A 23,992-nucleotide genomic window follows, 5' to 3' on the forward strand; every position below is an offset into this window, starting at 1 on the left:
GAACCGTGTCGCCGGTTGGGGTTCCCGGTGTTTCTTCGGAACCCGGCGACGCCAGTCACTGTCGGACGCCGCTGCCTCCTGAACCGGCTCAGGACGGGACGGCGGCTTGAGCACCGGCGCTTCGACCTTCTTTTCCGCGGCAGGCTTTTCCGCGACCGGTGGCACGGGTGGCTCCGCCGGTCGCGGAGGCGCCGCGGGACGCGGAGGCTCGGCCCGCGCGGGTTCCGGCTGCTCTGCCTGCCGCACGGGCCGCGGCGGCTCGCGACGAACCGGCGGTTCGGCGGCAGCCCGCTTCGGGGGTGCCACGTCGATCGCCGCCATCACCGCGGTCACCTCGGCCTGCTCGAGTGTGGGCACCGGCGTCGGAACGGGGGCGGACTTGGGAGCCGGCGCGGCGGGCTGCCGCGCGGCCACGGAACGCAGGACGTCGTCGAGGTCGACAGCGGCGTTCTCGGCCGCGCCGAACTCGCCGACCAGGACGTTGCACGCCTGCCTGCGCACGCGGGCGTGCAGATGCTCGGCGGCACGCGAACGATGCAGGCAGCCGATGGCCTCCTCGGCCCGGCCGAGCCGCTCCTCGATCTGCGCGAGTTCCAGCCACAGCCGTGCCGTGACGGCGTGGAGGTTGTGGTCCTCGGTGGCGGCGACCGATTCGCGGACGAGCATGCCCGCGGCTTCCCCGGATCCCGCGGGCAGCAGGACACGGGTGGCCACGGCCAGCCTCAGCCACGCGGCCGGCGCGATCCCGGCGGCGCGGACGGGCGCGTCGAGGATCGGCTGCGCGACCTCCATCGCCATGTCCGTGTCGCCACGGTCCAGCAACGTGCAGACGAGTTGCAGGATCAGCCTGATCCGGACGAGACCTCCGTCGTCGTCAGGGTTTCCGAGCTTCTCGAGCATGCCGAGCCCGGTCCGCGCGGCGTCGGCGGCCGCCGTCAGATCCCCGTGCCTTCGACGGTGCGCCGACACCCCGACCCGCAGCATCGCGCGGATCAGCAGCTGCGAATCCGCCGTCATCGAGCCGTCGCCGAGCACGAGCTTGTCCGCCTCGGCGAGCACCCGGTCCAGTTCCGCCTTGCGGCCGAACTGCGCCAGGCAGCCGACGAGGTGACACAACGCCTCGGCCCGGTGCGCCGGTGACACGGCCGGATCCGCCAGCAGCGGCCGCAGGGCGGCCAGCCCGGTCAGCGGGATGCCGACACTGCGCGCGCAGACGGCCAGGTCGATCCTCAGCCGGGCGGCGATGTCGCCGTAGCCCGCGTGCTCGGCGGCGCGCAAGGCGGCCACCGCGCGGCCGACCGTCCGAGGACGGCCACCGAGCCGCACCCGTGCGGACACCACCAGGCTCTCCGCACGGATCCACTGTTCGTCGGCACCGGCGGCCTCGGCGAGCGCGGCCGCGCGCTCCCCGAGGACCAAGGCGAGTTCGGGCGCCCTCAGGTGCAGGGCGTCCGCGCGTTCGATCAACCTGCCGACAGCGGACAGGGTTCCCCCGGTGGCAGCCGTCCGCCCACCCACCATGGTGGTGGGCGAGCCCGGCCGTTGGCGCTTGCTGGCTTCCACGGGGAACCCCCGGCCCTCAGTCGCGGGTCAGCTTGCGATGGGTGACGCGGTGCGGACGAGCCGCCTCGGCACCGAGACGTTCGACCTTGTTCTTCTCGTAGCCCTCGAAGTTACCTTCGAACCAGAACCATTGCGAGGGGTTCTCGTCGGTGCCTTCCCAGGCGAGGATGTGCGTGGCGACCCGGTCGAGGAACCACCGGTCGTGCGAGATCACCACGGCGCAGCCGGGGAACTGCTCGAGAGCGTTCTCCAGCGAGCCCAGGGTCTCGACGTCCAGGTCGTTCGTCGGCTCGTCGAGCAGGATCAGGTTCCCGCCCTGCTTCAGGGTCAGCGCCAGGTTCAGCCGGTTGCGCTCACCACCGGAGAGCACGCCCGCCGGCTTCTGCTGGTCCGGCCCCTTGAAACCGAACGCGCTGACGTAGGCACGCGAGGGCATTTCGGTCTGCCCGACGTGGATGTAGTCCAGCTTGTCCGAAACCACCTCCCATACCGTCTTCTTCGGGTCGATCCCGCCACGGTTCTGGTCCACATAGGACAGTTTGACCGTCTCGCCGATCTTGACCCGGCCGTCGTCCGGCTCCTCGAGCCCGACGATCGTCTTGAACAGGGTCGTCTTGCCGACGCCGTTCGGCCCGATCACGCCGACGATGCCGTTGCGCGGCAGGTCGAACGACAGCCCGTCGATCAGCACGCGGTCGTCGAAGCCCTTGCGCAGCTTCTCGACCTCGACGACCACGCTGCCCAGCCGGGGCCCCGGCGGGATCTGGATCTCTTCGAAGTCGAGCTTGCGGTGCTTGTCGGCCTCCGCGGCCATCTCCTCGTAGCGGTCCAGCCGGGACCGCGACTTGGTCTGGCGGGCCTTGGCGTTGGACCGGACCCAGTCGAGCTCGGACTTCAGCCGCTTGGCGAGCTTGGCGTCCTTCTTGCCCTGGACCTCGAGGCGCTCGCGCTTCTTTTCCAGGTACGTCGAGTAGTTGCCCTCGTAGCCGACGACGCGGCCGCGGTCGAGCTCCATGATCCACTGCGCGACGTTGTCCAGGAAGTACCGGTCGTGGGTGACGGCGAGGACGGCGCCGGCGTAGTTCGCGAGGAACTGTTCCAGCCACAGCACGCTTTCGGCGTCCAGGTGGTTGGTGGGCTCGTCGAGGAGCAGCAGGTCGGGCGCGGACAGGAGCAGCTTGCACAGCGCGACCCGGCGGCGCTCACCACCGGAGAGGTGGGTGACCGGCTCGTCCGGCGGCGGGCAGCGAAGGGCGTCCATCGCCTGCTCGACCGTGGAGTCGATCTCCCACGCGTCGGCGTGGTCGAGCTCCTCCTGAAGCTTGCCCATCTCCTCCATCAGCTCGTCGCTGTAGTCGGTCGCCATGAGCTCGGCGACCTCGTTGAAGCGGTTGAGCTTGACCTTGATGTCGCCGAGGCCCTCCTCGACGTTCTCGCGGACGGTCTTCGCCTCGTTGAGCTCCGGCTCCTGCATGAGGATGCCGACGCTGGCGCCAGGCTGGAGGAACGCTTCGCCGTTGCTGGCCTGCTCGATCCCCGCCATGATCTTCAGAACGGTGGACTTACCCGCGCCGTTCGGCCCCACCACGCCGATCTTGGCGCCGGGGTAGAACGCGGTGCTGACGTCGTCGAGGATGACCTTGTCCCCGACGGTCTTGCGCACCTTCTTCATGGTGTAGATGAACTCGGCCATACAAGCGATCGTAGAGCGAGCCGATCGGGACCTTGACGGCGGTCACCACCGAACTACCGACAGTCAGCCTCACATCACTGAGCGAGCATCGGCACCCTCGTCACACGGGCGCGTCCTCGAGCGCGGTGACCATGGGATTCCCCCTCTGCGGCGGAGACAACGGCGGTGACTGGTGTGCTTGGGGTGACTGCGGAGTCATCGGGATCGCCCGGGGCCGATCACGCCCGGCGCGCTGGATCTCCGCCGAACATCGCGCGAGATTCGGCCCGATGGAGAAGGCCTCAAGCTCAGGTAGACCGAGAGGTACCGGGATCTCCTCGGCGGTCTCGGCACCACGCAATCGCCCGGCCACGATCACCGGATCGCCCTTGCTCAGGCAGGCGAACGCCGCCATCGCCAGCTTCCGCCAGCAGGTGACCTTGACCGCGAGTTGCCGCCCCTCGCCCCACTCCCCTCTTTCCTTGTCGTACCGGCGTTCGACACTCCGCAAGCCGAACGACACGACGTCGTGCCCGTGCACCCGTTCCGGATGGTGGACCGGTTCGCTGGTCAGGTTGCCGATCATGGTCACCCACGTCTCGCCCATCGCCATCACACTCGCCTTTCTCCTCGATCCGGGCCGCTCCCGGTGTCTCCCTTGATCACAGACTGCCTCGGATCAAGGGGCGGAAACGGGCGCGAACGGGATCTGTGGACAACTGGGGGTGTTGTGGGCTTCCTGTGGACAAACTCGGGCCGAAAGACGCGGGCCGGCCGGAAGATGTGCTAGCGGCACTCATGAGCGGTGAGGACGGCTGTTGAGGCGCCCGGCAAGGGCGTCCTGTCGGGTGGCGAGTCCGTGAAGGCCTCCTTCCCTACCTTGAGGGTAGGCAAGGAGGCCTTCACGGACTCGGCAACACGGCAGGACACCTTTAGACCGCTAAGAGCTCTTCCCCTGCCCCCGCCCCTGATCCGCGAGGTTCTTCAGCATCGCGTTGTAGGCGTTGAGATCCGCGTCGCCCGAGGCGTCTTCGCGCCGGTCCTTGCGCCGGGCCTCCCGCTCGTCCTGACGCGCCCACTGCACCAGCAGCGCGACGAGCACCAGCAGCACCGGCAGCTCGCCGGACGCCCACGCGATCCCGCCGCCGAGCCGCTGATCGGTCAGCAGGTCGGTGACCCACGGCAGTTTGAGCCCGCGGTAGAAGTCCTGGCCCAGCACGGTCTGCATGCTCATCAGCGCGATCCCGAAGAACGCGTGGAACGGCATGGCGGCGAACATCATCCCCAGCCGTCCCAGCGGCGGGATCCGACGCGGCGCCGGGTCGACCCCGATCACCGGCCAGTAGAAGACGTATCCGGCGAGCAAGAAGTGGGCGTTCATCGCCAAATGCGCCCAGTGGTAGTTCAGCGCGGAGTCGAACAGGCCCGAAAAGTACAGGCCGTAGAAGGAACCGACGAAAAGCAGCAGCGCGACGATCGGATGCGTCAGGAACCGCGAAAGCGGCGAGTGGACGAACGCGAGCAGCCATTCACGCGGTCCGGGCGGGGCGTCCTTGCCCGCCGCGGGCAGCGCGCGCAGGGCGAGCGTCACGGGTCCGCCGAGGACGAACAGCACCGGCGCCACCATGGACAGCAGCATGTGGTTGCCCATGTGCACGCTGAACATCGCGGGCGCGTACCGGCCGATGCCGGACGACGTCGCGATCAGCAGCACGAAACAGCCCGCGAGCCACGCGACGATCCGGCCGGTGGCCCAGGTGTCGCCGCGGCGCCGCAACCGCCGCACCCCGGCGAGGTACAGCCCGGCGAGAACGATCGCGAGGGTGCCGTAGACGAGGTCGAACCGCCAGTCCGTGAGCAGCCTGAAGACCGTCGGCGGACCGTAGAGGTCGTAGCCGATCAGCAGTTCCGTGGTCGACGGCTGGGTGAACGATTCCTGCGGCGGCGGGGTCTTCGCGAGCCCGGTGGCGATGCCGATCGTGATGAACATGATCAGCACCTCGACGGCGGCGAGCCGCAGCAACTGCCCGCCTCCGGCGCCGTTCACCAGCCCGGCGACCCCCTTCTGCCGCTGCTGGTGACCGAAGACGCCGAGCAGCAGCAACGCGACGATCTTCGCGACCACCAGCAGGCCGTAGTCGGTGGTGAACAGGTCGGCGATCCTGATCCGCACGAGCGCGTTGACGAGGCCGGAGACCGCCATCACGATCCAGCAGACCAGCGCCAGTTTGGAGAACCGTGTCGCGGCGAGCTTGAGGTTCTCGCCGCGGCGCCAGCCGAGCGCGAGCAGCGCCACCAGGCCGCCGACCCACAGCGCGGCGGCGACCAGGTGGTAGAGCAGGCTGTTGGTCGCCATGTCGTGCGAGCCGCCGCTCGCGGAATGCCCGGTGACCGCGACCGGGACCAGGCCGCCGACGGACAGGAAGAAGACCACCGTCGTCCAGCCCCAGGTCAGCGCGAGACGGCAGCCGAGCGCGACCAGCAGCGCGATCAACGCGGTGAACAGCCAGGCCTTGGGCTGCTCAATGGCGTCCACGAGGTCGATCAGCACCTGCGGCGAGAGCACCTCGGTGAACGGGCGCCCCGCGCCGTCGGCCGCGGAGAAGAAGATCGACGCGGCGGCCGCGAAGAACCAGACCCAAGCGGCGACACCCGCGACGCGGATGGCCGAGTAGCCGTCCGCCGCGAGCGTGCCGGATTTCTGCGGCGGGACGAGGAACGCGGCGAGCAGCAGCGATCCCACGCACAGCACCGAAGCCGCCTCGGCCAGCACCCGGACGACGGTGATGCCGTAGCGCGTCACCAGCCCCGGATCCGGCAGGCCGGCGATGACGTAACCGGCGCCACCGGTCAGCGCGACCAAGCCGACGGCGACCACCGCGGCCAGGAGCGCCCCGATCGACACCAGCGGCAGGACACCGGCCTTCCGTGCGGGTGGGGCCGGTGTCGTCTCGGGGTCTGAAGGCACGTCACGAGGGTAAGCCGGACGCGAAACGGGCAAGATGGCGGCGTGCGGATCATCCTGCTGAGGCACGCCGAGTCGCTCGGCAACGTCGACGAGCTCGCCTACACCCGGATCCCCGACCACGCCCTCCCGCTCACCGATCAAGGCCGCGAGCAGGCCAGGCTGGCGGGCCCCGAGATCGAGGAGGTCCTCGGCGGGCAGCGTCCGGCGGTCTACGTCAGCCCGTATCTGCGGACACGGGAAACGTTGCGGCTACTGGACATCCGGGACGACTGCGAGCGGATCGTCCCGGAGCCGAGGCTGCGGGAACAGGACTGGGGCAACCTCCAGGATCCGCAGGAGCAGGAGGTCCAGAAGCAACGCCGTCACGAGTTCGGGCACTTCTTCTACCGGCTCCCGTTCGGCGAATCCGGGGCGGACGTCGACGACCGGGTCGCGGCGTTCCTCAGCGAACTGGCTGCGTGCGGCGAAGATCACCCCGAAACCGTGCTGATCGTTTCGCACGGCCTGACGATCCGGTTGCTGTGCCGTCGGCTCTTCGGCTGGAGCATCGAGCTGTTCGAGTCCCTGTCCAACCCGACGACCTGCGAATACCGCGTCGTCGAGCGGGTGGGCGACAAGTGGACGCTGGACCGTCCGTTCCGCCAGTGGCGTGACTCACCCGACGGGGAGACTCAGGACTGAGGGGGCGAGAAGCACGACCCTGGTCCCCAGCCCCGGACTCGATTCGATCCGCGCGAAGCCGCCGACTTCCGCCATCCGCGCGATGATCGAGTTCTCGAGACCGAAGCCGCGACGCCGGTCACCGACGTCGAAACCGGCGCCGTGATCGCGCACCGTCAAGGAAACCCCGCCGCCGATCTCTTCGACGCTGACGACGGCGCGCCTGGTCCCGGAGTGCTTCAACGTGTTGCGCAGGGCCTCCCTGGCCGAGTCGTGCAGGGCCATGGCCGCCTCCTCCGGAAGCTCCGGACCGCAGTCGTCCTGGATGACGACTTCGGCGCGCAGCCCTTCCGCGGCCATTTCGGCGGCGAGCAGCCGGAGGCGCTGGTGCAGCCCGACCGGTCCGGTGGGTTCGTGTTCGAGGCTGATCCGGATGCGCATCGCCTGGGCGCGAGCGGTGCGGCGGAGCCTGTCGAGACTGGCCGCCGGATCGAGTTCGTCGGCGGGCGCGGGAATCGCGAACGACTCCATCACCTGGAGGACCGTGTCGTGGACGTCGCGGCGGTGCCGTTCCCGTTCCGCCGCGCGCCCTTGCTGCTCCCCGAACCCGAGCGCGAACCGCATCGACGCGCCGACCAGGCCGACCAGCGCGAGCGACGCCACCAGCGCTGTCGCGAGCGTGAGAACCAGGGCGAACGAGGAATCCGGGTCCAGCACGGTGTGCAGCGCCACCGCGCCGCCGAGGACCAGCGCCCCCGCCGGCGCGCCGCGCAGCAGTGTCCAGATCATCACCGTCCCCATCAGATGGGTCCAGGTGATCGACGTGATCAGGGCGTCCTGCTCGACCAGCGTGGCGCCCAGGACGAAGAGGACGGCGATCCCGGCGTCGGCCACCGGCACCAGCCGCGTGCCGGCCGGGGACCAGCGGAAGATCCAGGCCGCTTCGGCGACGTTCGGCACCAAGTGCAGCACCGCGAACGTCCACAGCACCGGGGATCCGGTGAGACCGGCCGTCCACAGCGCCTGCGCCAGCATCACCAGCCGGAACACCACCGGCACCAGAGCGAGCCGCGGCAGCGTGGTCTGCACCAGCCTCGCCGGGATCCCCACGCCACCCCCGAGCATCAGCACCCTCACGCCGCTCCTCCCCCGGATCAGCCGCCCTGAAACTGCGACCAGGTCGCATTCATCTCAGTTTACCGAGCAGCTTGCCCGCGGTCCGGCGCGGCTGTCAACGGGCAACGGGTTCCGAGACCTCCTCGCGTTTCCGCGCCCGCGCCGCGGCCACCGCGGACGGAACGATCAGCGCGGCGGTCAGCCCGACGAACAGGAACGAGACCGAAAGCGACGTCACCTGTGCGATCCCGCCGATCAGCGGTGGCCCGGCGAGGAAGCCGGTGTAGGCGATCGCCGTGACGAAGGCCAGTTCCCGCTCGCCTCCGGTGCCGTCGGCGCGTTTGCCCGACGCCCCCGCGAGGCTCAACGCGATCGGGAAGGCCGCGGCCAGCCCGGCACCCGCCAGCGCGAAGCCGACGAACCCGAACACGGGAAGCGGCGCAAGCGCGGCGAGCACGAGCCCGGCGGCGGCGATCCCCGCGCCCACCGCCAGCGCGCGGGTGGCGCCGAAGCGATTCTGAAGCCAGGCACCCGCGAGCCTGGCCAGCGCCATGGCCAGGGCGAATCCGGAGTAGGCGAAGGCCGCGGCGCCGTCGCCGACCCCGTGCACGGACGTCATCAGCAGGGCGGACCAGTCCGAACTGGCGCCTTCCGCGATCGCCGAGAACAGCGCGATGGCGGCCAGCAGCCAGAGGACGGGGCGTTTGACCGGGGCCACGCGCGGCTTTTCGACGGGTCCGGCGTGTTCGGGCCGCGCGCCGGGCACGGCCACGATGACGAAGGCGAGCACGACGAGCGCGGCCAACGCGGCCACGGTGAGATGCCGCCCCGGCGACCATTGGTGCGACGCGGCGAATCCGGCGGCGACGGAACCCGCCAGCGCGCCGAAGCTGAACCCGGCGTGCAGGACCGGCATGATGGCCTGCCCGGACCGGCGCTCCACTTCGACACCCGCGACGTTCATCGCGACGTCCAGCGCGCCGACGCTCGCGCCGAGGACGAACAACGCCCCGGCGAGCAGCACGACCGCCGTCGAGAAACCGATCATCGGCAGCGCGGCGCAGGCGATGATCGTGCTGCCCGCGACCACGGCGCGGGCGCCGTGCCGCTCGATGAGCCGCCCCGAAACCGACGCCGCGATCAGCATGCCGACGCTGGCGCCCAGCAGGGCCAGGCCGAAGACACCCGGTGAGGCGTTCACCCTTTCCGACAGCGCCGGAGTCCGCGGTGCCCAGGAGCCGAGCGCGGCCCCGTTGAGCGCGAACACGACGAAAACGGCCGTACGGTCACGCATAGACCCCAGTCTCCTTCCGGTTCTTGTTCCCCCAGAATGACTTAAGCGCTTCAGAAAGTCCATCGGTCCTGACCGCGACTAGGCGCTGTCCGGTAAGTCCGTTCGCGCGAAGACCGCGGACGGACTTACCGGACAGCGCCTAGACTGCGCCGGTGACCAGCACCCGACGGCGAAGGCCGACGTTGGACGATGTCGCCGACGCCGTCGGGGTGTCGCGGGCGACCGTCTCCAACGCCTACAACCGGCCCGATCAGCTGTCCGCCCAGCTGCGGGAAGAGGTGCTTCGCGCGGCCAAGAAGATCGGTTACGCGGGGCCGAACCCGACGGCGCGCAGCCTGGCCACCAGCCGCACCGGCGCGATCGCCGTCCTGCTCGACACGAATCTCTCGACGGCGTTCTCGGATCCCGCTCTGTCGCTCACCCTCGACGCGCTCTCGACCGTCGTCGACCCCGAAGGCCACGCTCTGCTGCTGCTCCCCGGCGACGGCGAGAGCGGCGGACCGCGCGCGGAGCGGATCCTGACCGCACAGGCCGACATCGCGGTGGCGTATTCGCTGGCCGACGGCGCGCCGGCGCTGAACGCGGTCCGCGATCGCGGCCTGCCGCTGGTGGTGATCGACCAGCCGCACATCCGCGGTTCGGCCAGGATCGGCGTGGCGGACCGGGCCGGGGCGGCCGCGGCGGCCCGGCACCTGCTGGAACTCGGGCACCGGCGGATCGGGATCTTCTCGGCACAGTGCCTCTCGGCGCCGCGCGGTGGCGAACTGAGCGCGGCGGAGGCCGGGAACAGCCGGTTCCACGACAATCGCGAGCGGATGGCCGGCTACCTGGAGACGCTGGCCGAAGCGGGTGTCCCGGCGACGGACGTGCCGATCTGGGAGGCGTCCGGGCTCTCGGTCGAGGGCGCGCTGCCGAGCGCTTTCGGCCTGCTGGACCGGCACCCGAGACCGACGGCGTTGTTGTGCATGTCGGATCTGCTGGCGCTGGCGGCGATCTCGGCGGCCAGACATCTCGGCCTGTCGGTTCCGGGTGATCTTTCCGTCGTCGGCTTCGACGACGTCCCGCCCGCCCGCTGGTCCGAACCACCGCTGACGACCGTCCGGCAGGATCTCGCCGCCAAGGGACGGGCGGCCGGTGATCTGGTGCTGACCCTGCTGCGCGGGGAGAAGGCGCCCTCTCCCGCCGAAATCCCCGCCGAACTGGTCGTCCGGGAGTCCACCGCGCGCGTTTAGCAGCCGATTTCGGTACGCGCAAGGCGGTCCCGGTGATATGTGGACAACTCGCCCCGATCGAGCGGCGGACAACTACTTATCCACAGAAGTAGAAATGCGGGCAGACAAACCCTTCCGGGCGCGCCATCGTGGAATCACACATTCACCGACGGCCCACGAGCCGCCGATCCACGGGGGAGAACCCAGCCATGCAACGACGTTTGACGAACCTGCGCGCCCGACTCCCGCACGTGCTCCTGCTCGCCATGCTCGGCTTGCTGACCAGCACCGGGGTCGCGAGCGCCGCCACCGCGCCGCCCGCACCCGCCTGTCAGAAGGGCGAGTTCTGCGTCTGGGGCGAAGAATCTTTCGGCGGCACCGTGCATAAATTCGACTTGCGCACCTCCAATCCCGAGGAATGCATTCCGCTACCCGAAGGGTTCGACGGACATTCGTTCGTCAACCGGCTGAGCCGGGACGTGACGATTTACCAGAGCGAGGAATGCACGACGGAGGGAGATTTCATCACCTATCCGGGTGGCGGCACCTATGTACCCCAGGGACCGTTCGTGATCCGCGCCCTCAAGATCTGGGACTGACCACCCCGGCGGTTCGCGACGGTCGCTCGCGGAAGAGTCGACTCGCGACCTGCGCGAACCCTGGGGCCGCTCCCCCGAAGCGGCCCCGGCCCGTGAGCGCGTCACCCCGCGTCGTGACGCGCTCACGGGCGTTCCAAAAAACGGTGGGCTCGACCTGAAACGATCTGGCGGTGTCGAACGATCGACAGGTTGGCGACGGCTAAGCTGCCGATGCTGGGCGACACCCAACGTCGCCGACGTCGGCCCTCGTAGCTCAGCTGGATAGAGCAAGAGCCTTCTAATCTCTAGGTCGCAGGTTCAAGTCCTGCCGGGGGCACGCCGCCAGAGGGAAACCCCTGGTCACGAAAGTGGCCAGGGGTCCCCGATCCTCATGACTCACCCTGAAGCCGCCTGCTTCAGGCTGCCATCACTGGACTTAGCGACTGTGACGTCGGCCGCCTCGCCCAGCGAGCAGTTCACGGGCCGAAGACATGGTCAAGATCCATCGAGGTTTCCCAGTTCGAGGTCAATTATCCACTTGAACCGCCGTCCTGTCACCGGAAACGTGTTCCCAAGCCACGAACGGCTTCGACCAGCCAGAGGCCGCGCCCCGTAACGCCACGAACGCAGAAGCCACGGCATTCTCGGCGAAGTGGTCCATCGGCAGCGCCAGGCGCTATAGGTTTTGGCGCATGTACGTGCCGACGCCGACGCAGCGCGACTCTCAGCCGACCGCCGGGCCTCCCTGGTGGCTGGTCATCGGGCCCGGCTTCGCCGCGCTCATCGGCCTTTTCCTGGCCACCGTGATCTACCGCTTCGACGGCGAGTCGGCCCTGCAGATCGACCTGGGCATGTCCAGCCAGTCCCTGCTGCTGAACGGCCTCGTCTCGTACCTCGTCGCGGCCGCGATCGCCTTCCCCGCCGGTCTGCTGCTCGGCGGGCGCTTCCCGACGCCGGTGACCGTGCCCGCCATCGCCCTAATGCTCATGGGCGTGGCGCTGGTCGCCTTCGTGCCCGGCAGCGGCTTGCTCCTGGTCGGCCGGGTGCTCGGCGGACTCGGCGCGGGCGCCGTCCTCGGGGTGACCGTCGCTCTGATCCGGCGGCTCCACTCCGGCCGCGGCGCCGCGGCCGGAGTCACGGCGGGCCTCGGTGTCCTCGCCTTGGTGATCGCGCCTGTCCTCGGCGGGCTGCTCTCGGACGCCACCGGTTTCCGCGTGGTGTTCGTGGTGGCCGCGCTGTTCGTGCTCGTCGCGCTCGTCGTCGCCGGAGTCCTCGGCATCGTCGCCTTGGTCAAGGTGAAGACACCGGCGCGCCCCTGACCTTCAGCTGCCGAGACTCCGCAACGCCGCGAGCAGTTCGTCCGGCACTTCGAGCCCGGCTTCCACTTCCGACACCTTCGCGGCCACGCGCCGGTGCGTCGCCCGGCCACGGGCGCTGAGGTGGACGAGCACGCGGCGCCTGTCGGCGGCGTCGACCTCGCGGTAGGCCTGCGCGGTGGTCACCAGTTTGTCGACCACCCTGGTCAGCGTCGGGGCCGTGGCCAGCGTCCGGTCGGCGAGATCGGCCATCGCGAGACCACCCTTGCCGCTCAGCGCGTCCAGCGCCAGCCACTGGTCCAGGGTGAGACCTTCTTTGGCGAGCACCTGCTCGACCCTGGCGGCGACGGCCCTGGCGGCACGGGTGAGCGAGCCGGTGACCGACATTCCGGCGGTCGCGACGCCGCGTGTCCCCATATCCCGTCCCCTTGCCAAAACCGGACACCCTCGCAATACTTCCAGGTGAAAGCACTTTGACCTTACCGGGCCACCGCACGGAGCGCCATGCCCCTACGCCTCGCCACACGGCCCCGCGACGACATCTGGCGCGTGGCCATGGTGGTCCCGTTGCAGGGGCCCGCCGGGCTGTTCGGCCCGTCCTGCGAGGCGATCACGGAGCTGGCCGTCCACGAGCTCAACGAGTCCGGCGGCATCCTCGGCAGACAGGTCGAGGCCGAAGTGGTCGACGGCGGCCGCAGCCCAGGGCAAGTGGCCGAAGACCTGCGACGCCTGGTCGAGGGCGGGCGGGTCGACGCGGTGAGCGGCTGGCACATCTCCTCGGTCCGGAACGCGCTCGCGCCGGTGGTGGCCGACAGGATCCCGTACGTGTACACCTCGCTCTACGAAGGCGGCGAGCGGCGTTCGGGCATCTTCTGCACGGGCGAGACACCACGGTGCCAGATCGAACCGGCACTGCGCTGGCTGCGCGACCATCTCGGCGCCCGCCGCTGGTTCGTCGTCGGCGACGACTACGTCTGGCCGCACCGGTCGGCGCGGGCGATCCGGCACTACGCCAAGGATCTCGGCCTGCACATCACCGGCGAGGCGTTCGTCGGGCTCGGCGAGGGCGACATGTCCACAGTGGTCCGTTCGGTCGAACAGTCCACAAGCGACGGTGTGCTCATGTTGCTGGTCGGACAGGACGCGGTCCGCTTCAATCGCGCCTTCGCCGCACAGGGGCTCAGTGACCGCCTGATCCGCTTCAGCCCGTTGATGGAGGAGAACATGCTCCTCGCCAGCGGCGCGCACGCCACCGGCGGCCTCTACGTCTCCGCCGCCTACTTCCGTTCCATGGTCACCGCCGACGCGATGGACCTGCTCGGCCGCTACGTCGACCGCAACGGTCCCGGCGCGCCGGCCCTGAACAACGCCGCCGAATCCTGTTACGAGGGACTGCACACGCTGGCGGAACTCGTCCGCCGGGCGGGAACACCGGAACTGCCCGCGCTCAACGCGGCGATCGACGGCGTCGCCTACCACGGCCCGCGCGGCACGATCGAGTTCCGCGGGCAGCAGGCCGACCAGCACGTCCACCTCGCGGTCGCCGACGGCTACGACTTCGAAGTCCTCACCCGGCTGTAGAACCAGACCCTCTTGACTCGCTCCGGCACACCACATACTTTCATTTGAAATTATTCCACGTGATGCACGTTACGCGGAGGTGAGCATGGGCAACGTGGGCCTGCTCTACGTCGGCGCCGCCTTGATGATCAACGGCCTGATGTTGCTCGGCCGGATACCGCCACGGTCGGCGGCGGTGCTGAACCTGTTCGTCGGCGCGCTGCAATGCGTCACCCCGACCGTGCTGATCGTCCAGGCGAACGGGAATCCGGACGCGGTCCTCGCCGCGTCCGGGCTGTACCTGTTCGGTTTCACCTACCTGTACGTCGGCATCGCGAACCTCGCCGGCCTGGAGCCGGAAGGCATCGGCTGGTTCTCGCTCTTCGTGGCGGGCGCCGCCGTGGTGTACGCGGGAATCGCGTTCTGGCGCGACGACGATCCGGTGTTCGGTGTCATCTGGCTGTCCTGGGCGCTGCTGTGGACCTTGTTCTTCCTGGTGCTCGGTCTCGGCATGGAGCGGCTGACCCGGTTCACCGGGTGGACCGTGCTGCTGCTCAGCCAGCCGACCTGCACGGTGCCCGCCTTCCTCGGCCTGACCGGCGCCTATCGCAGCGACGCCGGGACGGCGTTGCTGGCGGCCGCGATCGCGGTGGCACTGATCGCGACGGCCGGTTCCCTCGACGTCCTGAAAAACCGTTCCGAGAAAAGGAGTCTTCATGCGACACGGTGACATTTCCGCCAGCCCGGACACGGTCGGCGTCGCGGTGGTCAACTACAAGATGCCGCGACTGCACACCAAGGCCGAAGTCCTCGACAACGCCCGCAAGATCGCCGAAATGGTGGTGGGCATGAAGTCCGGTCTGCCCGGGATGGATCTGGTGATCTTCCCGGAGTACTCGACGCAGGGCATCATGTACGACCCCAAGGAAATGTACGAGACGGCGGCGACGATTCCCGGCGAGGAAACCGAGATCTTCGCCGCGGCCTGCCGGGAAGCCCAGACCTGGGGCGTCTTCTCCATCACCGGCGAGCGGCATGAGGACCACCCCGACAAGCCGCCGTACAACACGCTCGTGCTCATCAACGACCGCGGCGAGATCGTCCAGAAGTACCGCAAGATCCTGCCGTGGTGCCCGATCGAAGGCTGGTACCCCGGCGAAGAGACCTACGTCAGCGACGGGCCCAAGGGCATGAAGATCTCGCTGATCATCTGCGACGACGGGAACTACCCGGAGATCTGGCGCGACTGCGCGATGAAGGGCGCCGAGCTGATCGTGCGCTGCCAGGGCTACATGTATCCGGCCAAGGAACAGCAGGTGCTGATGGCCAAGGCGATGGCGTGGGCCAACAACTGTTACGTGGCCGTGGCGAACGCCGCCGGTTTCGACGGCGTGTACTCGTACTTCGGTCATTCCGCGATCATCGGCTTCGACGGGCGCACGCTCGGCGAGACCGGCGAAGAGGAGTACGGGATCCAGTACGCGCAGCTTTCGGTGTCGGCGATCCGCGACGCGCGCACCTACGACCAGTCGCAGAACCACATCTTCAAGCTGCTGCACCGCGGTTACACCGGCGTGCAGGACGCGGACGAAGGCGACAAGGGCGTCGCGGACTGCCCGTTCGACTTCTACAAGCTCTGGGTCACCGACGCCAAGAAGGCGCAGGAGAACGTCGAGTCGATCACCCGCGACACCATCACTCCTCGGAACCCATGATGAGGACGGTGAGCCGGACACCCCGTGACGTGTGGGCGAAACTCAGCACCAGCGGGACGAGCACCAGCGCGAAATAGGTCCACAAAGGCCAGTGGTACAGATGGTTCAGGTGCCAGGTTTCCTTGAGGGCGATGAAGAACGCGCCCCCGGTCACGATGAACCAGCCGCGGGCCTTGTTGGCGAAGGTGGCCATGGTGCGCCGCTGCTCGGTCGTGAGCGAATTCATGATCTCGCGGTGCGCCTTGGCCCGCCGCCGCCGCTCCTTGGCGATGGCCACCGGCGGCAGCAGCCACCACCAGCGCGAAACGGGCTTGCCGAAGGAGGGGCGAGGCGCCTCCTTGACCGACCGCAGATCGCCGAACCGCTCGCTCTCCTCGCGGAGTTCGAGCGCGCCCTGGTACATCGGCCCGGCGACGAGGAGCCAGCCGCCGAGAAAGGCGGACCAGGCGATGAAGTACTCGATGTGGATCACCCCTCCCCGGATCACCGACGTCCGTGATCCCCGGTGATCAGCCTATCCGCCCTAGACTCGGGCCCATGGACAGGATCGACAGCGGCAGCCGGGTGATCGCCGCACCGCCCGCGACCGTCTACGAAGCCTTACTGGACCGGGAGTCCCTCGAAGCCTGGCTGCCGCCCGAAGGCATGCGCGGCCGGATCGAACGCTGGGATCCGCGGCCCGGCGGCGGCTTCCGGATGACGCTGACCTACCTCGACGCGTCCGCCGCGCCCGGCAAATCGTCGGACGCGACGGACGTCGTCGAAGTCGGCTTCGCCGATCTGGTGCCGCGAGAACGCGTGGTGCAGCTGGCCGTTTTCGAGTCCGAGGACCCGGCGTTCGCGGGCACCATGACGATGACCTGGGAGCTGGCCGCCGCGGGTGACGGCACCGAAGTGACCGTCACCGCGACGGACGTCCCGTCCGGCATCGGCCAGGCGGATCACGAAGCCGGGATCGCCTCCTCCTTGGCCAATCTGGCTTCCTTCGCCGAAGCCCGCTGACGGCGGGGCGCGATGACGATCGCGGCGAGGACGGCCATCACCAGCGGCACGACCAGCGCCGCCCGGAAACCGCCGAGCGCGGCCTGCGGCGAACCGTCCCCGAGGGCGGCGGTGCTGACGGCGGTCACCGCGGACAGCCCGAGCGCCGCCCCGAACTGGAAGGACGTGTACAGCAGGCCGCCCGCCAGTCCCTGCTCGTCTTCGGCGACCCCGTCGGTGGCGACGATCGTCAGCGGTCCGTAGGCCAGGGCGAACCCGAGTCCCAACAGGATCATCGACGGGAACATCGCCGCGTATGTCCAGTCCATGCCCAGCGGCAGGAAGAGCGCGTACGCCACGACAGCGAGCACGATGCCGCCGAAGATCACCCGCGTGTTGCCGAACTTCGCCACCAGCCGGGGGGTCAGCGTCGGCGCGAGGATCGCGTCGATCCCGGTCGCCAGCAGCGCCAGGCTCGTCTCCAGCGTCGACCAGCCGCGGAGTTCCTGCAGGTACAGCGTCACGAGGAACTGGAACCCGAAGAACGAGCCCGCGTAGAGCAGGGTGCTGATGTTCGCCCGCAGCAACGGTCCCGACCGCAGGATGCCCAGCCGCACCAGTGGCGCGGGCGAGCGGCGTTCGATGGCCACGAAGACCACCAGCGCCGCCGCTCCCCCGGCGAAGGAAGCGACCGTCCAGCCCCAGCCCTGCCCGGGATGTTCCAGCCGGATCACCCCGTAGGCGAGCAGCAGCATCGCCGCGGTCACCGTGACCGCTCCGCCGAAGTCCAGGCCCCGGGCGGCGCGGGCTTGTTTCACCGGCTCCTTGATGAGCCAGAGCGCGGCGGCCAGGATGACCGCGGCCAGGATCACCGGCGTGAAGAACACCCAGCGCCAGTCGATCCCGGTCAGCAGTCCGCCGATGACGAGGCCGAGCGCGAAACCGCCGGCCGCGGTGCCGGCGTAGAACAGCAGCGCCTTGGTGCGTTTCGGGCCTTCTTCGAAGCTCGTGGTGATGATCGACAGACCGGCGGGGGTCATGAAGGCCGCCGCGACCCCGGTGACGAACCGGGCGAGCAAGAGCATCCAGCCTTCGGTGGCGAACCCGCCCAGCCCGGAGAAGACGAGGAACACCACCAGCCAGGTGAGGAACATGCGGCGGCGGCCGTACAGGTCCGCGGCGCGCCCGCCCAGCAGCATGAACCCGCCGTAACCGAGCACGTAGGCGCTCACCACGCCGCTCAGGGTCGCGGTCGACAGGCCGAGTTCGGCCCGGATGGAGGGCAGCGCCACGTTCAGCATCGCGATGTCGATGCCTTCCAGGAAGATGGCGCCGCACAGCACCAGGAGCACGCCCCAGGCACGTCCGCTCATCCGGTCGGCGGCACGTGTTGTAGTCAAGTTCAGTTCTCCCTCGGTGGACAAGGGACCGACGGTTACCCGAATGCCAGTCGGTTCCCTCTTGTAACCAAGGAGATCTTCGGACACTATCGGTGACCATGGAAGAAGGCACTTTGAACTCACCCAGTCGTTGTGAACTCACCGAGGAGGACTACGAGGCCTTCCAGTGGGACACCCGCGAGGACTGCGAGGTCCGCCAGATCCTGGACCGGGTGGCGGACAAGTGGTCGCTGCTGGTCATCGCGCTGCTCGACCTGAACACCCTCCGGTTCACCGAGCTGAAGTACAAGATCGACGGCATCAGCCAGCGGATGCTCACCACTACACTGCGTCACCTCGAACGCGACGGGCTCGTGTCCCGGACCGTCTACCCGGTCGTGCCGCCCCGCGTGGACTACGCGCTGACACCGCTGGGCATGACGTTGCACAAGACCATCCAGTCGCTGGTCACCTGGACCGAAGACCACCGGAGCGAGATCGCCCTCGCGCGCGACCAGTACGACAAACGCGTCAACGCCTAGGGAGCCGTATGGCCAGACTGTCCGGAGGGGATCCGTCACTGCTGCGGCGGCTCAACGCCATCGCCGTCCTGCGAGCGCTGTACGCGGCCGAGGAGCTCACCCTCGCGGAACTGGTCAAAGCGAGCGAGGTCTCCCGGCCGACGGTCGAGGAGATCGCCACCGACCTCGGCGGTCAGGGCCTGGTCGAGGAAGTCCCGCTCTCCCCCGGCGCGCCGCGACCGGTGGGCAGACCCGCGAAGCGCTACCGCTTCCGTCCCGAAGCCGGACAGGTCGCCGGCCTCGAAGTCGGCCCGCATCGGGCGTTGTGCCTGGTCGCCGACCTGCGGGGCGAGGTCATCGGGCGGGCGAGGGCCGAACTCACCCCGGAGATGGACGCGTCCGACCGGCTCGGCACCGCCCGCCGGATGCTCGACGTCGCCGTCCGGGGCCACGCGAACGTGCGAGTGCTCGGCATCGGCACCACCGGCGTGGTGTCCGGCGGCAAGGTCGTCCGCGACGACCGTCTTCCCGGCTGGACCGGCGTCGACCTGCCGACGGAGTTCGGCGGTGGTTGCCCGGTGCTCGCCGGGAACGACACCAAGCTCGCGACGCTGGCCGAGCACTGGCGCGGCGTCGCGCACGGTGTGGACGACGTCGTCTACGTGCGGGCCGGGCGCACCGTCTCGCTGGGCCTGCTGCTCGGCGGGAAGCTGCACGACGGCCACCACGGCGCGGCGGGCGAGATCGGCGTCCTGCGGCGGGGCGGCGGTTTCGTCGAGCTGGTCGCCGCGAGCGTGCTCGCCGTCGACCCGCAACTGGTGGTGATCGGCGGCTCCGGAGACTGGCTGACCGCGCCACTGCGCGCCGAACTGACCCGGTTGTGCCTGTTCCCGGTGCGCGTCGAGGCGTCGACGCTCGGCGAGGACTCGGTGGCGCTCGGCGCGGTACGGCTGGCGCTGAGCCGCGTGGAACGCGAACTGTTCAGCGTCGCGGACGTCGCCTGAGCAGGCTGATCACCACGATCAGCACGGCCACCGCGCCGCTGGTGAACAGCTGCGCCCGCGCGTCGGCGTCCGTCCACATGAGAATGAGGACGCCCGCCATCGCGATCAGGGCGACCCAGCTGAGCCACGGGAAGCCCCACATCCGCACCGGCAGATCCGCGGCCGTGCCGTCGCGTTCCGCCGCCTTCCTCAGCCGCAGCTGGGAAACGGCGACGAAGATCCACACCAGCAGGATGTTCGCGCCGATGGCGTTGAGCAGGAACGGCAGCACGTGTTCGGGCGCGAGGAAGTTCAGCAGTACGGCCACGAACCCGAAGGCCACCGACGACAGCACCGCGGTCCGGGGGACGCCCGAGCCGGACAGCTTCAGCATCGCGCGCGGCGCTTCACCGCGTTCGGCCAGGGAGAACACCATCCGCGAGGCGCCGTAGAGGTTCGCGTTCAGCGCCGAGAGCAGCGAAGTCAGCACGACGAAGCTCATCAGCAACGCCGCCGCCGGCACGCCGATCTGCTCCAGGATGGTCACGAACGGGCTGGTGTTGGCCGAAGCCGATTCCCACGGCAGCAACAACACCATCAGCGCGACCGAGCCGATGTAGAACAGCAGCAGCCGCACGATGACCGTGCGCGTGGTGCGGCGGATCGAGTCGGCCGGATCCTCGGACTCCGCCGCGGCGATGGTGACCAGTTCCATGCCACCGAAGGAGAACGCGACCGCGAGCAGGCCGGTCAGCACACCTTGGAGGCCGTTGGGCAGGAAACCGCCGTGTCCGGTGAGATTGCTCCGGCCGACCGGCGTCGTCCCCGGCAGGATCCCGAACACCGCCAGCGTGCCGAGCACGAGGAAGCCGACCACGGCGGTCACCTTGATGGCGCCGAACCAGAACTCGAACTCCCCGAACGAGCGCACCGCGAACAGGTTCACCACGGTCAGCACCGCCATGAACAGCAGCACCCAGGTCCACTGTGGAATCCCGGGCAGCAGCCCGTTCGCGATCCCCGCCGCCGCGGTCGCCTCGGCGGCCACCACGACCACCAGCAGCGACCAGTACAGCCAGCCGACGGTGAACCCGGCCCAGCGGCCGAGCGCCTTCTCCGCGTACACCGAGAACGAACCGCTGCTCGGCTCGGCGGCCGCCATCTCTCCCAGCATGCGCATGACGAGCACCATCAGCAGGCCGGCGACCACATAGGACAGCAGGATGCCGGGGCCCGCGGTCTTGATCCCCGCGCCGGTGCCGACGAACAGGCCCGCCCCGATCGCCCCGCTGATGGCCAGCATGGTGACGTGCCGCCGCCGGAAGCCGGTGCCGAGCGACCGGGTCTCGATCGCGGTCACGGGTTCGGCGGGACCTGGTGCGGGCATGGTGGATCCATTCGTTCGCGGCGGTACTGAGGAGCTCAACCGCGGGACAACTCTTCCAGCCGTTCGTGCAGCCGGTCGACGTGGTCCTCGCTTTCGGGCTTCATCAGCACGCTACGCAGGATCCTCGCGCCGTCCGCATCCGCGTCGACCCCGGTGTGACGCAGACCGAACTGCGGCCCGCTCACCCGGAGCGTGCTGAGGAACACCGGATCCTTCGCCGCGGCCATCCCGACGCGCATGATCCGCGCGCTCGCCTCGTCGATCTTCGACAGCGAAAGCGGTTCCGTGCGAGGGAAGTAGGTGACGATGTCGAGTTCCGGTGGCTGGTACAGGTCGAACCGCTCGGAGTCCTCCAGCAGCTTCGCCCACCGCAGCGCCGCGCGGCGGCCTGCCGCGAGGACCCGGCCCAGCCCGTCGGGCGTGGGCGGCAGCACCCGGAAGGTGAGCCACAACGCGGCGGCGGCCGCGCCCGCCCGGGAGCATTCGAGACTGATCTCGCCGAGGTGCAGGTCTTCCGAGGTGAAGTAGGTGTACGGCGAATCGTGCAGGTAGAACCGGCCCGCCGCCGGATCCTTGAAGAGCACCGCGCCGCAACCATAAGGCTGGAGGCCGTGCTTGTGCGGGTCGATCACGATCGAATCGGCCTCGGCGATGGCGAGCCACGGGGCTTCGGGCAGCCCTTCCGGACCGTCCAAACCGGACAGAAGCCGGAAGAAACCGCCGTAGGCCGCGTCGACGTGCACCCGGACGCCGTAGCGTTCGCGCAGCGCCAGCACCTCGTGGACCGGCTCCACCGTGCCGAGCGCCGTCGTGCCCGCGGTGACCACCACGGTGCCGATCTTCCCGGTGCGCAACAGCTCTTCCAGCGCGTCGAGATCCATCGCGCCGCGGGCGTCGGCGGGCACCGTATGCCCCTCGACGCCGAGTACGCCGCACATCCGGCCGTGCGTGTAGTGCGCCTCGGCGCTGTACGCGATCCCCTTGCCCGGATGCGTTTCCCGCGCGACGAACAACGCCTCCAGGTTCGCCACCGTGCCGCTGGTGGTCAGATGCCCCAGATGCTCCGGGTAGCCGAACATCGTGGCCAGCTGCTGAACCACTTCGCGTTCCATCTCGGCCGTCGCGGGACCGCCGTCGAGCGCGTGGTTGTTGGGGTTGACCAGCATCGCGGTCAGGTAGCCGACCACCGCGGCCGGATGCGGCGGTTTGAGCATCTGGCCCGCGTAGGACGGGTGGAAGAACGGGTAGTTGTCCTTCAGGCGCTCGGTGAGCTCCTCGAACGCGGTCTCGAACCGCCCGTCGGAGATCTCCAGCGACGGATGCGGCCGCACGGGGGTGAACGTCTCCGCCCACGCCTCGTTCGACGTCAACGCCTGCCCGAGCCAGTACCGGAAGTCCATCAAGGGCGCCCTTCGATCGTTCGGCTCCAAAAAACGTAAGAGTCCCCGGAGGTCTCGCGCAACCGTCTTCGGTAGGGGTCAGGGCCCCTTGGCGACCGCCGCCTGGCGCCGTTCTTCGCCCTTCTCTTCCAGTTGCTTGACGATCTCCCGCAGCGAAACCGCCAACTCGGTGCATTCCGCCGGGCTGAGCCTGTCGGTGACGAACGCTTCCTCCTGGTTGAACTCCGGGAACAGCTCCCGCATCAGCCGCTCCCCCTCCGGTGTCAGCGCGAGCAGCACCAGGCGTCCGTCTTCGGGATGTTTGCGCCGCGTGACCAGGCCGTGGGCTTCCAGGGTCTTCATCACGCCGGTCAGCGTGCCCTTGGTGATCCCGGATTCCGCGGCGACGTGCCTGGTCTCCTTCTCGCCGAAGATCCACACCACCCAGAGCACCACGAACGCGGTCCAGGTGAGGCCCGCGGTGCGCAGCACCGAGTTCTCGAAGTGCAGCCGGACCGCGATGGCCGCGCGGTGGAGGTTGGCCACCGCCTCCATCCGCTCCCACAGCAAGGGGATTCCGCCCAGCTTGGCGCGCACGGCGTTCTCGGTCTCGGCCAGCGTGTGATATCCGGTCAACACCCACATCCTCACCGGCCCCGGAGGTACCAGCCCGGTGGGCACGCACCCCCGCGCGCCCGATCCGCCGATCGTATGCGGAACGGCGTGAGTCCACAGTGGTCTTTTCGGGGCCGGATCCTGTCCGGTTCCGGACAACGCCGGGGCGGGCTCACCGGGCGGGGACGGCCGCCCGGTGCTCGGCGATGTCACCGAACAGATCGCCCATCTCCTCGACGCGCTCGATCACCTGATCGGCGGTGAAGAGCAGGTCGGCGGCCTTGCGGCAGGCCTCGACCTCTTCCCAGGTCACCGGAGTGGACACGGTCGGGATGGCGCGGCCGCGCAGCGAGTAGGGCGCGATGGTGGTCTTGGCGGTGTTGTTCTGGCTCCAGTCGATGAACACGCGGCCGGGGCGGATCGCCTTCGTCATCCTGGCGACGACGGTTTCCGGTGAGCGGCGCGCGAGCTCCTCCGCGACCGCCTTGGCGTACTCGGAGGTGCGCTCGTCGGAGCGGGTGCGCACCGGGCAGTACAACTGCATTCCCTTGTTGCCGCTGGTCTTCGCGTACACCGTCAGGCCGTCACCGGTGAGCAGGTCGCTGAGCGTCTCGGCGACCCGGCAGCAGTCGACGACGTCCGCGGGCGGGCCGGGGTCGAGGTCGAACACCAGCAGATCCGGTGGTTTCCGCGCGCCACGCGGGCCGACCGTCCATTGTGGAACGTGCAGTTCCAGCGCGGCGAGGTTCGCCGCCCACATCAGCGTCGGGAGGTCCGCGACCACCGGGTAGTCGAGCGTCTCCTCCCCGCCCCGGCGGCTGTGCTTGGTGAGCCGGGCGGTGCGCACCCAGTCGGGCACGTGCCGGGAGACGTTCTTCTCGTAGAACGGTTCGCCGTCGACACCGTCCGGGAACCGGCGGAACGTGGCGGCCCGATCGCGTAGATGCGGCAGCATGGCGGGGGCGACCCGGCGGTAGTAGTCGAGGACCTCGCGTTTGGTGAAACCGTGCGACGGATACAGCACCTTGTCCAGATTGGACAGCCCCAGCCGCCGTCCCTCGACCTCGACCGTTATCCGCTCCTCAGGCACCCTT

Annotated in this window: 22 protein-coding genes, 1 tRNA gene and 1 pseudogene; 11 read left to right on the top strand and 13 right to left on the bottom strand. The window is 69.2% G+C overall.

Going from position 1 to position 23,992, the window contains the following annotated elements; genetic code table 11:
- The 4 genes and pseudogenes from CFP71_RS24080 to CFP71_RS24095 form a co-directional block, all read right to left on the bottom strand.
- Positions 1 to 1,563 (bottom strand): annotated as a pseudogene (locus CFP71_RS24080) (hypothetical protein); the annotation flags it as partial.
- A gap of 16 nt (positions 1,564 to 1,579) precedes the next feature.
- On the bottom strand, positions 1,580 to 3,256 hold the full coding sequence (gene ettA, locus CFP71_RS24085; protein ID WP_005158250.1) for an energy-dependent translational throttle protein EttA: 1,677 nt from the start codon (positions 3,254 to 3,256) through the stop codon (positions 1,580 to 1,582).
- A gap of 100 nt (positions 3,257 to 3,356) precedes the next feature.
- The gene (locus CFP71_RS24090; RefSeq protein WP_244199806.1) at positions 3,357 to 3,842 is read right to left on the bottom strand and encodes a single-stranded DNA-binding protein; all 486 of its coding nucleotides are present in this window, start codon (positions 3,840 to 3,842) and stop codon (positions 3,357 to 3,359) included.
- A gap of 333 nt (positions 3,843 to 4,175) precedes the next feature.
- The gene (locus CFP71_RS24095) at positions 4,176 to 6,203 is read right to left on the bottom strand and encodes a bifunctional copper resistance protein CopD/cytochrome c oxidase assembly protein (RefSeq protein WP_093936214.1); all 2,028 of its coding nucleotides are present in this window, start codon (positions 6,201 to 6,203) and stop codon (positions 4,176 to 4,178) included.
- 42 nt (positions 6,204 to 6,245) lie between these two features.
- Between CFP71_RS24095 and CFP71_RS24100 the strand changes: the two genes are divergently transcribed.
- The gene (locus CFP71_RS24100) at positions 6,246 to 6,884 is read left to right on the top strand and encodes a histidine phosphatase family protein (protein ID WP_093936215.1); all 639 of its coding nucleotides are present in this window, start codon (positions 6,246 to 6,248) and stop codon (positions 6,882 to 6,884) included.
- Here CFP71_RS24100 and CFP71_RS24105 read toward each other — a convergent pair.
- Both CFP71_RS24105 and CFP71_RS24110 read right to left on the bottom strand, forming a co-directional pair.
- Positions 6,858 to 7,994 (bottom strand): sensor histidine kinase, encoded by a 1,137-nt coding sequence (locus CFP71_RS24105; protein ID WP_093936216.1) that lies wholly within the window; start codon positions 7,992 to 7,994, stop codon positions 6,858 to 6,860. The two genes, CFP71_RS24100 and CFP71_RS24105, sit on opposite strands and share 27 nt — an antisense overlap.
- A gap of 100 nt (positions 7,995 to 8,094) precedes the next feature.
- On the bottom strand, positions 8,095 to 9,273 hold the full coding sequence (locus CFP71_RS24110) for an MFS transporter (protein ID WP_093936217.1): 1,179 nt from the start codon (positions 9,271 to 9,273) through the stop codon (positions 8,095 to 8,097).
- Between the two features lie 182 nt (positions 9,274 to 9,455).
- Here CFP71_RS24110 and CFP71_RS24115 point away from each other — a divergent pair, with 182 nt between their 5' ends.
- The 4 genes from CFP71_RS24115 to CFP71_RS24130 all read left to right on the top strand — a co-directional run bounded on the left by CFP71_RS24115 (position 9,456) and on the right by CFP71_RS24130 (position 12,381).
- On the top strand, positions 9,456 to 10,505 hold the full coding sequence (locus CFP71_RS24115) for a LacI family DNA-binding transcriptional regulator (protein WP_093936218.1): 1,050 nt from the start codon (positions 9,456 to 9,458) through the stop codon (positions 10,503 to 10,505).
- A gap of 188 nt (positions 10,506 to 10,693) precedes the next feature.
- On the top strand, positions 10,694 to 11,083 hold the full coding sequence (locus CFP71_RS24120) for a peptidase inhibitor family I36 protein (protein WP_093936219.1): 390 nt from the start codon (positions 10,694 to 10,696) through the stop codon (positions 11,081 to 11,083).
- A 242-nt stretch (positions 11,084 to 11,325) separates the two neighbouring features.
- Positions 11,326 to 11,399, top strand: a tRNA-Arg gene (locus CFP71_RS24125).
- 355 nt (positions 11,400 to 11,754) lie between these two features.
- On the top strand, positions 11,755 to 12,381 hold the full coding sequence (locus CFP71_RS24130; protein WP_093936220.1) for an MFS transporter: 627 nt from the start codon (positions 11,755 to 11,757) through the stop codon (positions 12,379 to 12,381).
- Positions 12,382 to 12,384: 3 nt separating this feature from the next.
- Here the strand turns inward: CFP71_RS24130 and CFP71_RS24135 are convergent, their stop codons facing one another.
- Entirely contained in the window at positions 12,385 to 12,795 is a 411-nt protein-coding gene (locus CFP71_RS24135; protein ID WP_093936221.1) for a MarR family transcriptional regulator, read from the bottom strand.
- A gap of 138 nt (positions 12,796 to 12,933) precedes the next feature.
- Between CFP71_RS24135 and CFP71_RS24140 the strand changes: the two genes are divergently transcribed.
- The 3 genes from CFP71_RS24140 to CFP71_RS24150 all read left to right on the top strand — a co-directional run bounded on the left by CFP71_RS24140 (position 12,934) and on the right by CFP71_RS24150 (position 15,653).
- On the top strand, positions 12,934 to 13,959 hold the full coding sequence (locus CFP71_RS24140) for a substrate-binding domain-containing protein (protein ID WP_093936222.1): 1,026 nt from the start codon (positions 12,934 to 12,936) through the stop codon (positions 13,957 to 13,959).
- 85 nt (positions 13,960 to 14,044) lie between these two features.
- Positions 14,045 to 14,668, top strand: a complete 624-nt coding sequence (locus CFP71_RS24145) for an AmiS/UreI family transporter (protein WP_093936223.1) — start codon at positions 14,045 to 14,047, stop codon at positions 14,666 to 14,668.
- Positions 14,655 to 15,653 (top strand): aliphatic amidase, encoded by a 999-nt coding sequence (locus CFP71_RS24150; protein WP_093936224.1) that lies wholly within the window; start codon positions 14,655 to 14,657, stop codon positions 15,651 to 15,653. The genes CFP71_RS24145 and CFP71_RS24150 overlap by 14 nt, the downstream gene beginning before the upstream one ends.
- On the opposite strand, the gene CFP71_RS24155 is transcribed toward CFP71_RS24150, so the two are convergent.
- Positions 15,634 to 16,125, bottom strand: a complete 492-nt coding sequence (locus CFP71_RS24155; protein ID WP_093936225.1) for a hypothetical protein — start codon at positions 16,123 to 16,125, stop codon at positions 15,634 to 15,636. The genes CFP71_RS24150 and CFP71_RS24155 overlap by 20 nt on opposite strands.
- A 65-nt stretch (positions 16,126 to 16,190) precedes the next feature.
- Between CFP71_RS24155 and CFP71_RS24160 the strand changes: the two genes are divergently transcribed.
- Complete coding sequence (locus CFP71_RS24160; RefSeq protein ID WP_093936226.1) at positions 16,191 to 16,655, top strand: SRPBCC family protein; 465 nt, start codon at positions 16,191 to 16,193, stop codon at positions 16,653 to 16,655.
- Here the strand turns inward: CFP71_RS24160 and CFP71_RS24165 are convergent.
- Complete coding sequence (locus CFP71_RS24165) at positions 16,595 to 18,007, bottom strand: MFS transporter (protein ID WP_093936227.1); 1,413 nt, start codon at positions 18,005 to 18,007, stop codon at positions 16,595 to 16,597. The genes CFP71_RS24160 and CFP71_RS24165 overlap by 61 nt on opposite strands.
- A gap of 125 nt (positions 18,008 to 18,132) precedes the next feature.
- Here CFP71_RS24165 and CFP71_RS24170 point away from each other — a divergent pair, with 125 nt between their 5' ends.
- On the top strand, positions 18,133 to 18,555 hold the full coding sequence (locus CFP71_RS24170; protein ID WP_093936228.1) for a winged helix-turn-helix transcriptional regulator: 423 nt from the start codon (positions 18,133 to 18,135) through the stop codon (positions 18,553 to 18,555).
- 8 nt (positions 18,556 to 18,563) lie between these two features.
- The gene (locus CFP71_RS24175) at positions 18,564 to 19,538 is read left to right on the top strand and encodes an ROK family transcriptional regulator (protein WP_093936229.1); all 975 of its coding nucleotides are present in this window, start codon (positions 18,564 to 18,566) and stop codon (positions 19,536 to 19,538) included.
- On the opposite strand, the gene CFP71_RS24180 is transcribed toward CFP71_RS24175, so the two are convergent.
- The 4 genes from CFP71_RS24180 to ligD all read right to left on the bottom strand — a co-directional run bounded on the left by CFP71_RS24180 (position 19,516) and on the right by ligD (position 23,988).
- Positions 19,516 to 20,904: an amino acid permease gene (locus CFP71_RS24180; RefSeq protein WP_093936230.1), complete on the bottom strand. Its 1,389-nt coding sequence runs from the start codon at positions 20,902 to 20,904 to the stop codon at positions 19,516 to 19,518. The two genes, CFP71_RS24175 and CFP71_RS24180, sit on opposite strands and share 23 nt — an antisense overlap.
- Before the next feature lie 35 nt (positions 20,905 to 20,939).
- The gene (locus CFP71_RS24185) at positions 20,940 to 22,304 is read right to left on the bottom strand and encodes a pyridoxal phosphate-dependent decarboxylase family protein (protein WP_093936231.1); all 1,365 of its coding nucleotides are present in this window, start codon (positions 22,302 to 22,304) and stop codon (positions 20,940 to 20,942) included.
- A gap of 78 nt (positions 22,305 to 22,382) precedes the next feature.
- Positions 22,383 to 22,928 (bottom strand): MarR family winged helix-turn-helix transcriptional regulator, encoded by a 546-nt coding sequence (locus CFP71_RS24190; protein WP_093936232.1) that lies wholly within the window; start codon positions 22,926 to 22,928, stop codon positions 22,383 to 22,385.
- 142 nt (positions 22,929 to 23,070) lie between these two features.
- The gene (ligD, locus tag CFP71_RS24195; RefSeq protein ID WP_093936233.1) at positions 23,071 to 23,988 is read right to left on the bottom strand and encodes a non-homologous end-joining DNA ligase; all 918 of its coding nucleotides are present in this window, start codon (positions 23,986 to 23,988) and stop codon (positions 23,071 to 23,073) included.
- Positions 23,989 to 23,992 lie beyond the last annotated feature (4 nt).

It is taken from the genome of Amycolatopsis thailandensis, from assembly GCF_002234405.1.
GTDB lineage: Bacteria > Actinomycetota > Actinomycetes > Mycobacteriales > Pseudonocardiaceae > Amycolatopsis > Amycolatopsis thailandensis.

Excerpts from the sequence above, each read along its gene's own strand:
- ettA (WP_005158250.1), bottom strand. The coding sequence starts at position 3,256 with ATGGCCGAGTTCATCTACACCATGAAGAAGGTGCGCAAGACCGTCGGG.
- CFP71_RS24090 (WP_244199806.1), bottom strand. The coding sequence starts at position 3,842 with ATGGGCGAGACGTGGGTGACCATGATCGGCAACCTGACCAGCGAACCG.
- CFP71_RS24110 (WP_093936217.1), bottom strand. The coding sequence starts at position 9,273 with ATGCGTGACCGTACGGCCGTTTTCGTCGTGTTCGCGCTCAACGGGGCC.
- CFP71_RS24120 (WP_093936219.1), top strand. The coding sequence starts at position 10,694 with ATGCAACGACGTTTGACGAACCTGCGCGCCCGACTCCCGCACGTGCTC.
- CFP71_RS24130 (WP_093936220.1), top strand. The coding sequence starts at position 11,755 with ATGTACGTGCCGACGCCGACGCAGCGCGACTCTCAGCCGACCGCCGGG.
- CFP71_RS24135 (WP_093936221.1), bottom strand. The coding sequence starts at position 12,795 with ATGGGGACACGCGGCGTCGCGACCGCCGGAATGTCGGTCACCGGCTCG.
- CFP71_RS24140 (WP_093936222.1), top strand. The coding sequence starts at position 12,934 with ATGGTGGTCCCGTTGCAGGGGCCCGCCGGGCTGTTCGGCCCGTCCTGC.
- CFP71_RS24145 (WP_093936223.1), top strand. The coding sequence starts at position 14,045 with ATGGGCAACGTGGGCCTGCTCTACGTCGGCGCCGCCTTGATGATCAAC.
- CFP71_RS24150 (WP_093936224.1), top strand. The coding sequence starts at position 14,655 with ATGCGACACGGTGACATTTCCGCCAGCCCGGACACGGTCGGCGTCGCG.
- CFP71_RS24160 (WP_093936226.1), top strand. The coding sequence starts at position 16,191 with ATGGACAGGATCGACAGCGGCAGCCGGGTGATCGCCGCACCGCCCGCG.
- CFP71_RS24165 (WP_093936227.1), bottom strand. The coding sequence starts at position 18,007 with ATGAGCGGACGTGCCTGGGGCGTGCTCCTGGTGCTGTGCGGCGCCATC.
- CFP71_RS24170 (WP_093936228.1), top strand. The coding sequence starts at position 18,133 with ATGGAAGAAGGCACTTTGAACTCACCCAGTCGTTGTGAACTCACCGAG.
- CFP71_RS24175 (WP_093936229.1), top strand. The coding sequence starts at position 18,564 with ATGGCCAGACTGTCCGGAGGGGATCCGTCACTGCTGCGGCGGCTCAAC.
- CFP71_RS24180 (WP_093936230.1), bottom strand. The coding sequence starts at position 20,904 with ATGCCCGCACCAGGTCCCGCCGAACCCGTGACCGCGATCGAGACCCGG.
- CFP71_RS24185 (WP_093936231.1), bottom strand. The coding sequence starts at position 22,304 with ATGGACTTCCGGTACTGGCTCGGGCAGGCGTTGACGTCGAACGAGGCG.
- CFP71_RS24190 (WP_093936232.1), bottom strand. The coding sequence starts at position 22,928 with ATGTGGGTGTTGACCGGATATCACACGCTGGCCGAGACCGAGAACGCC.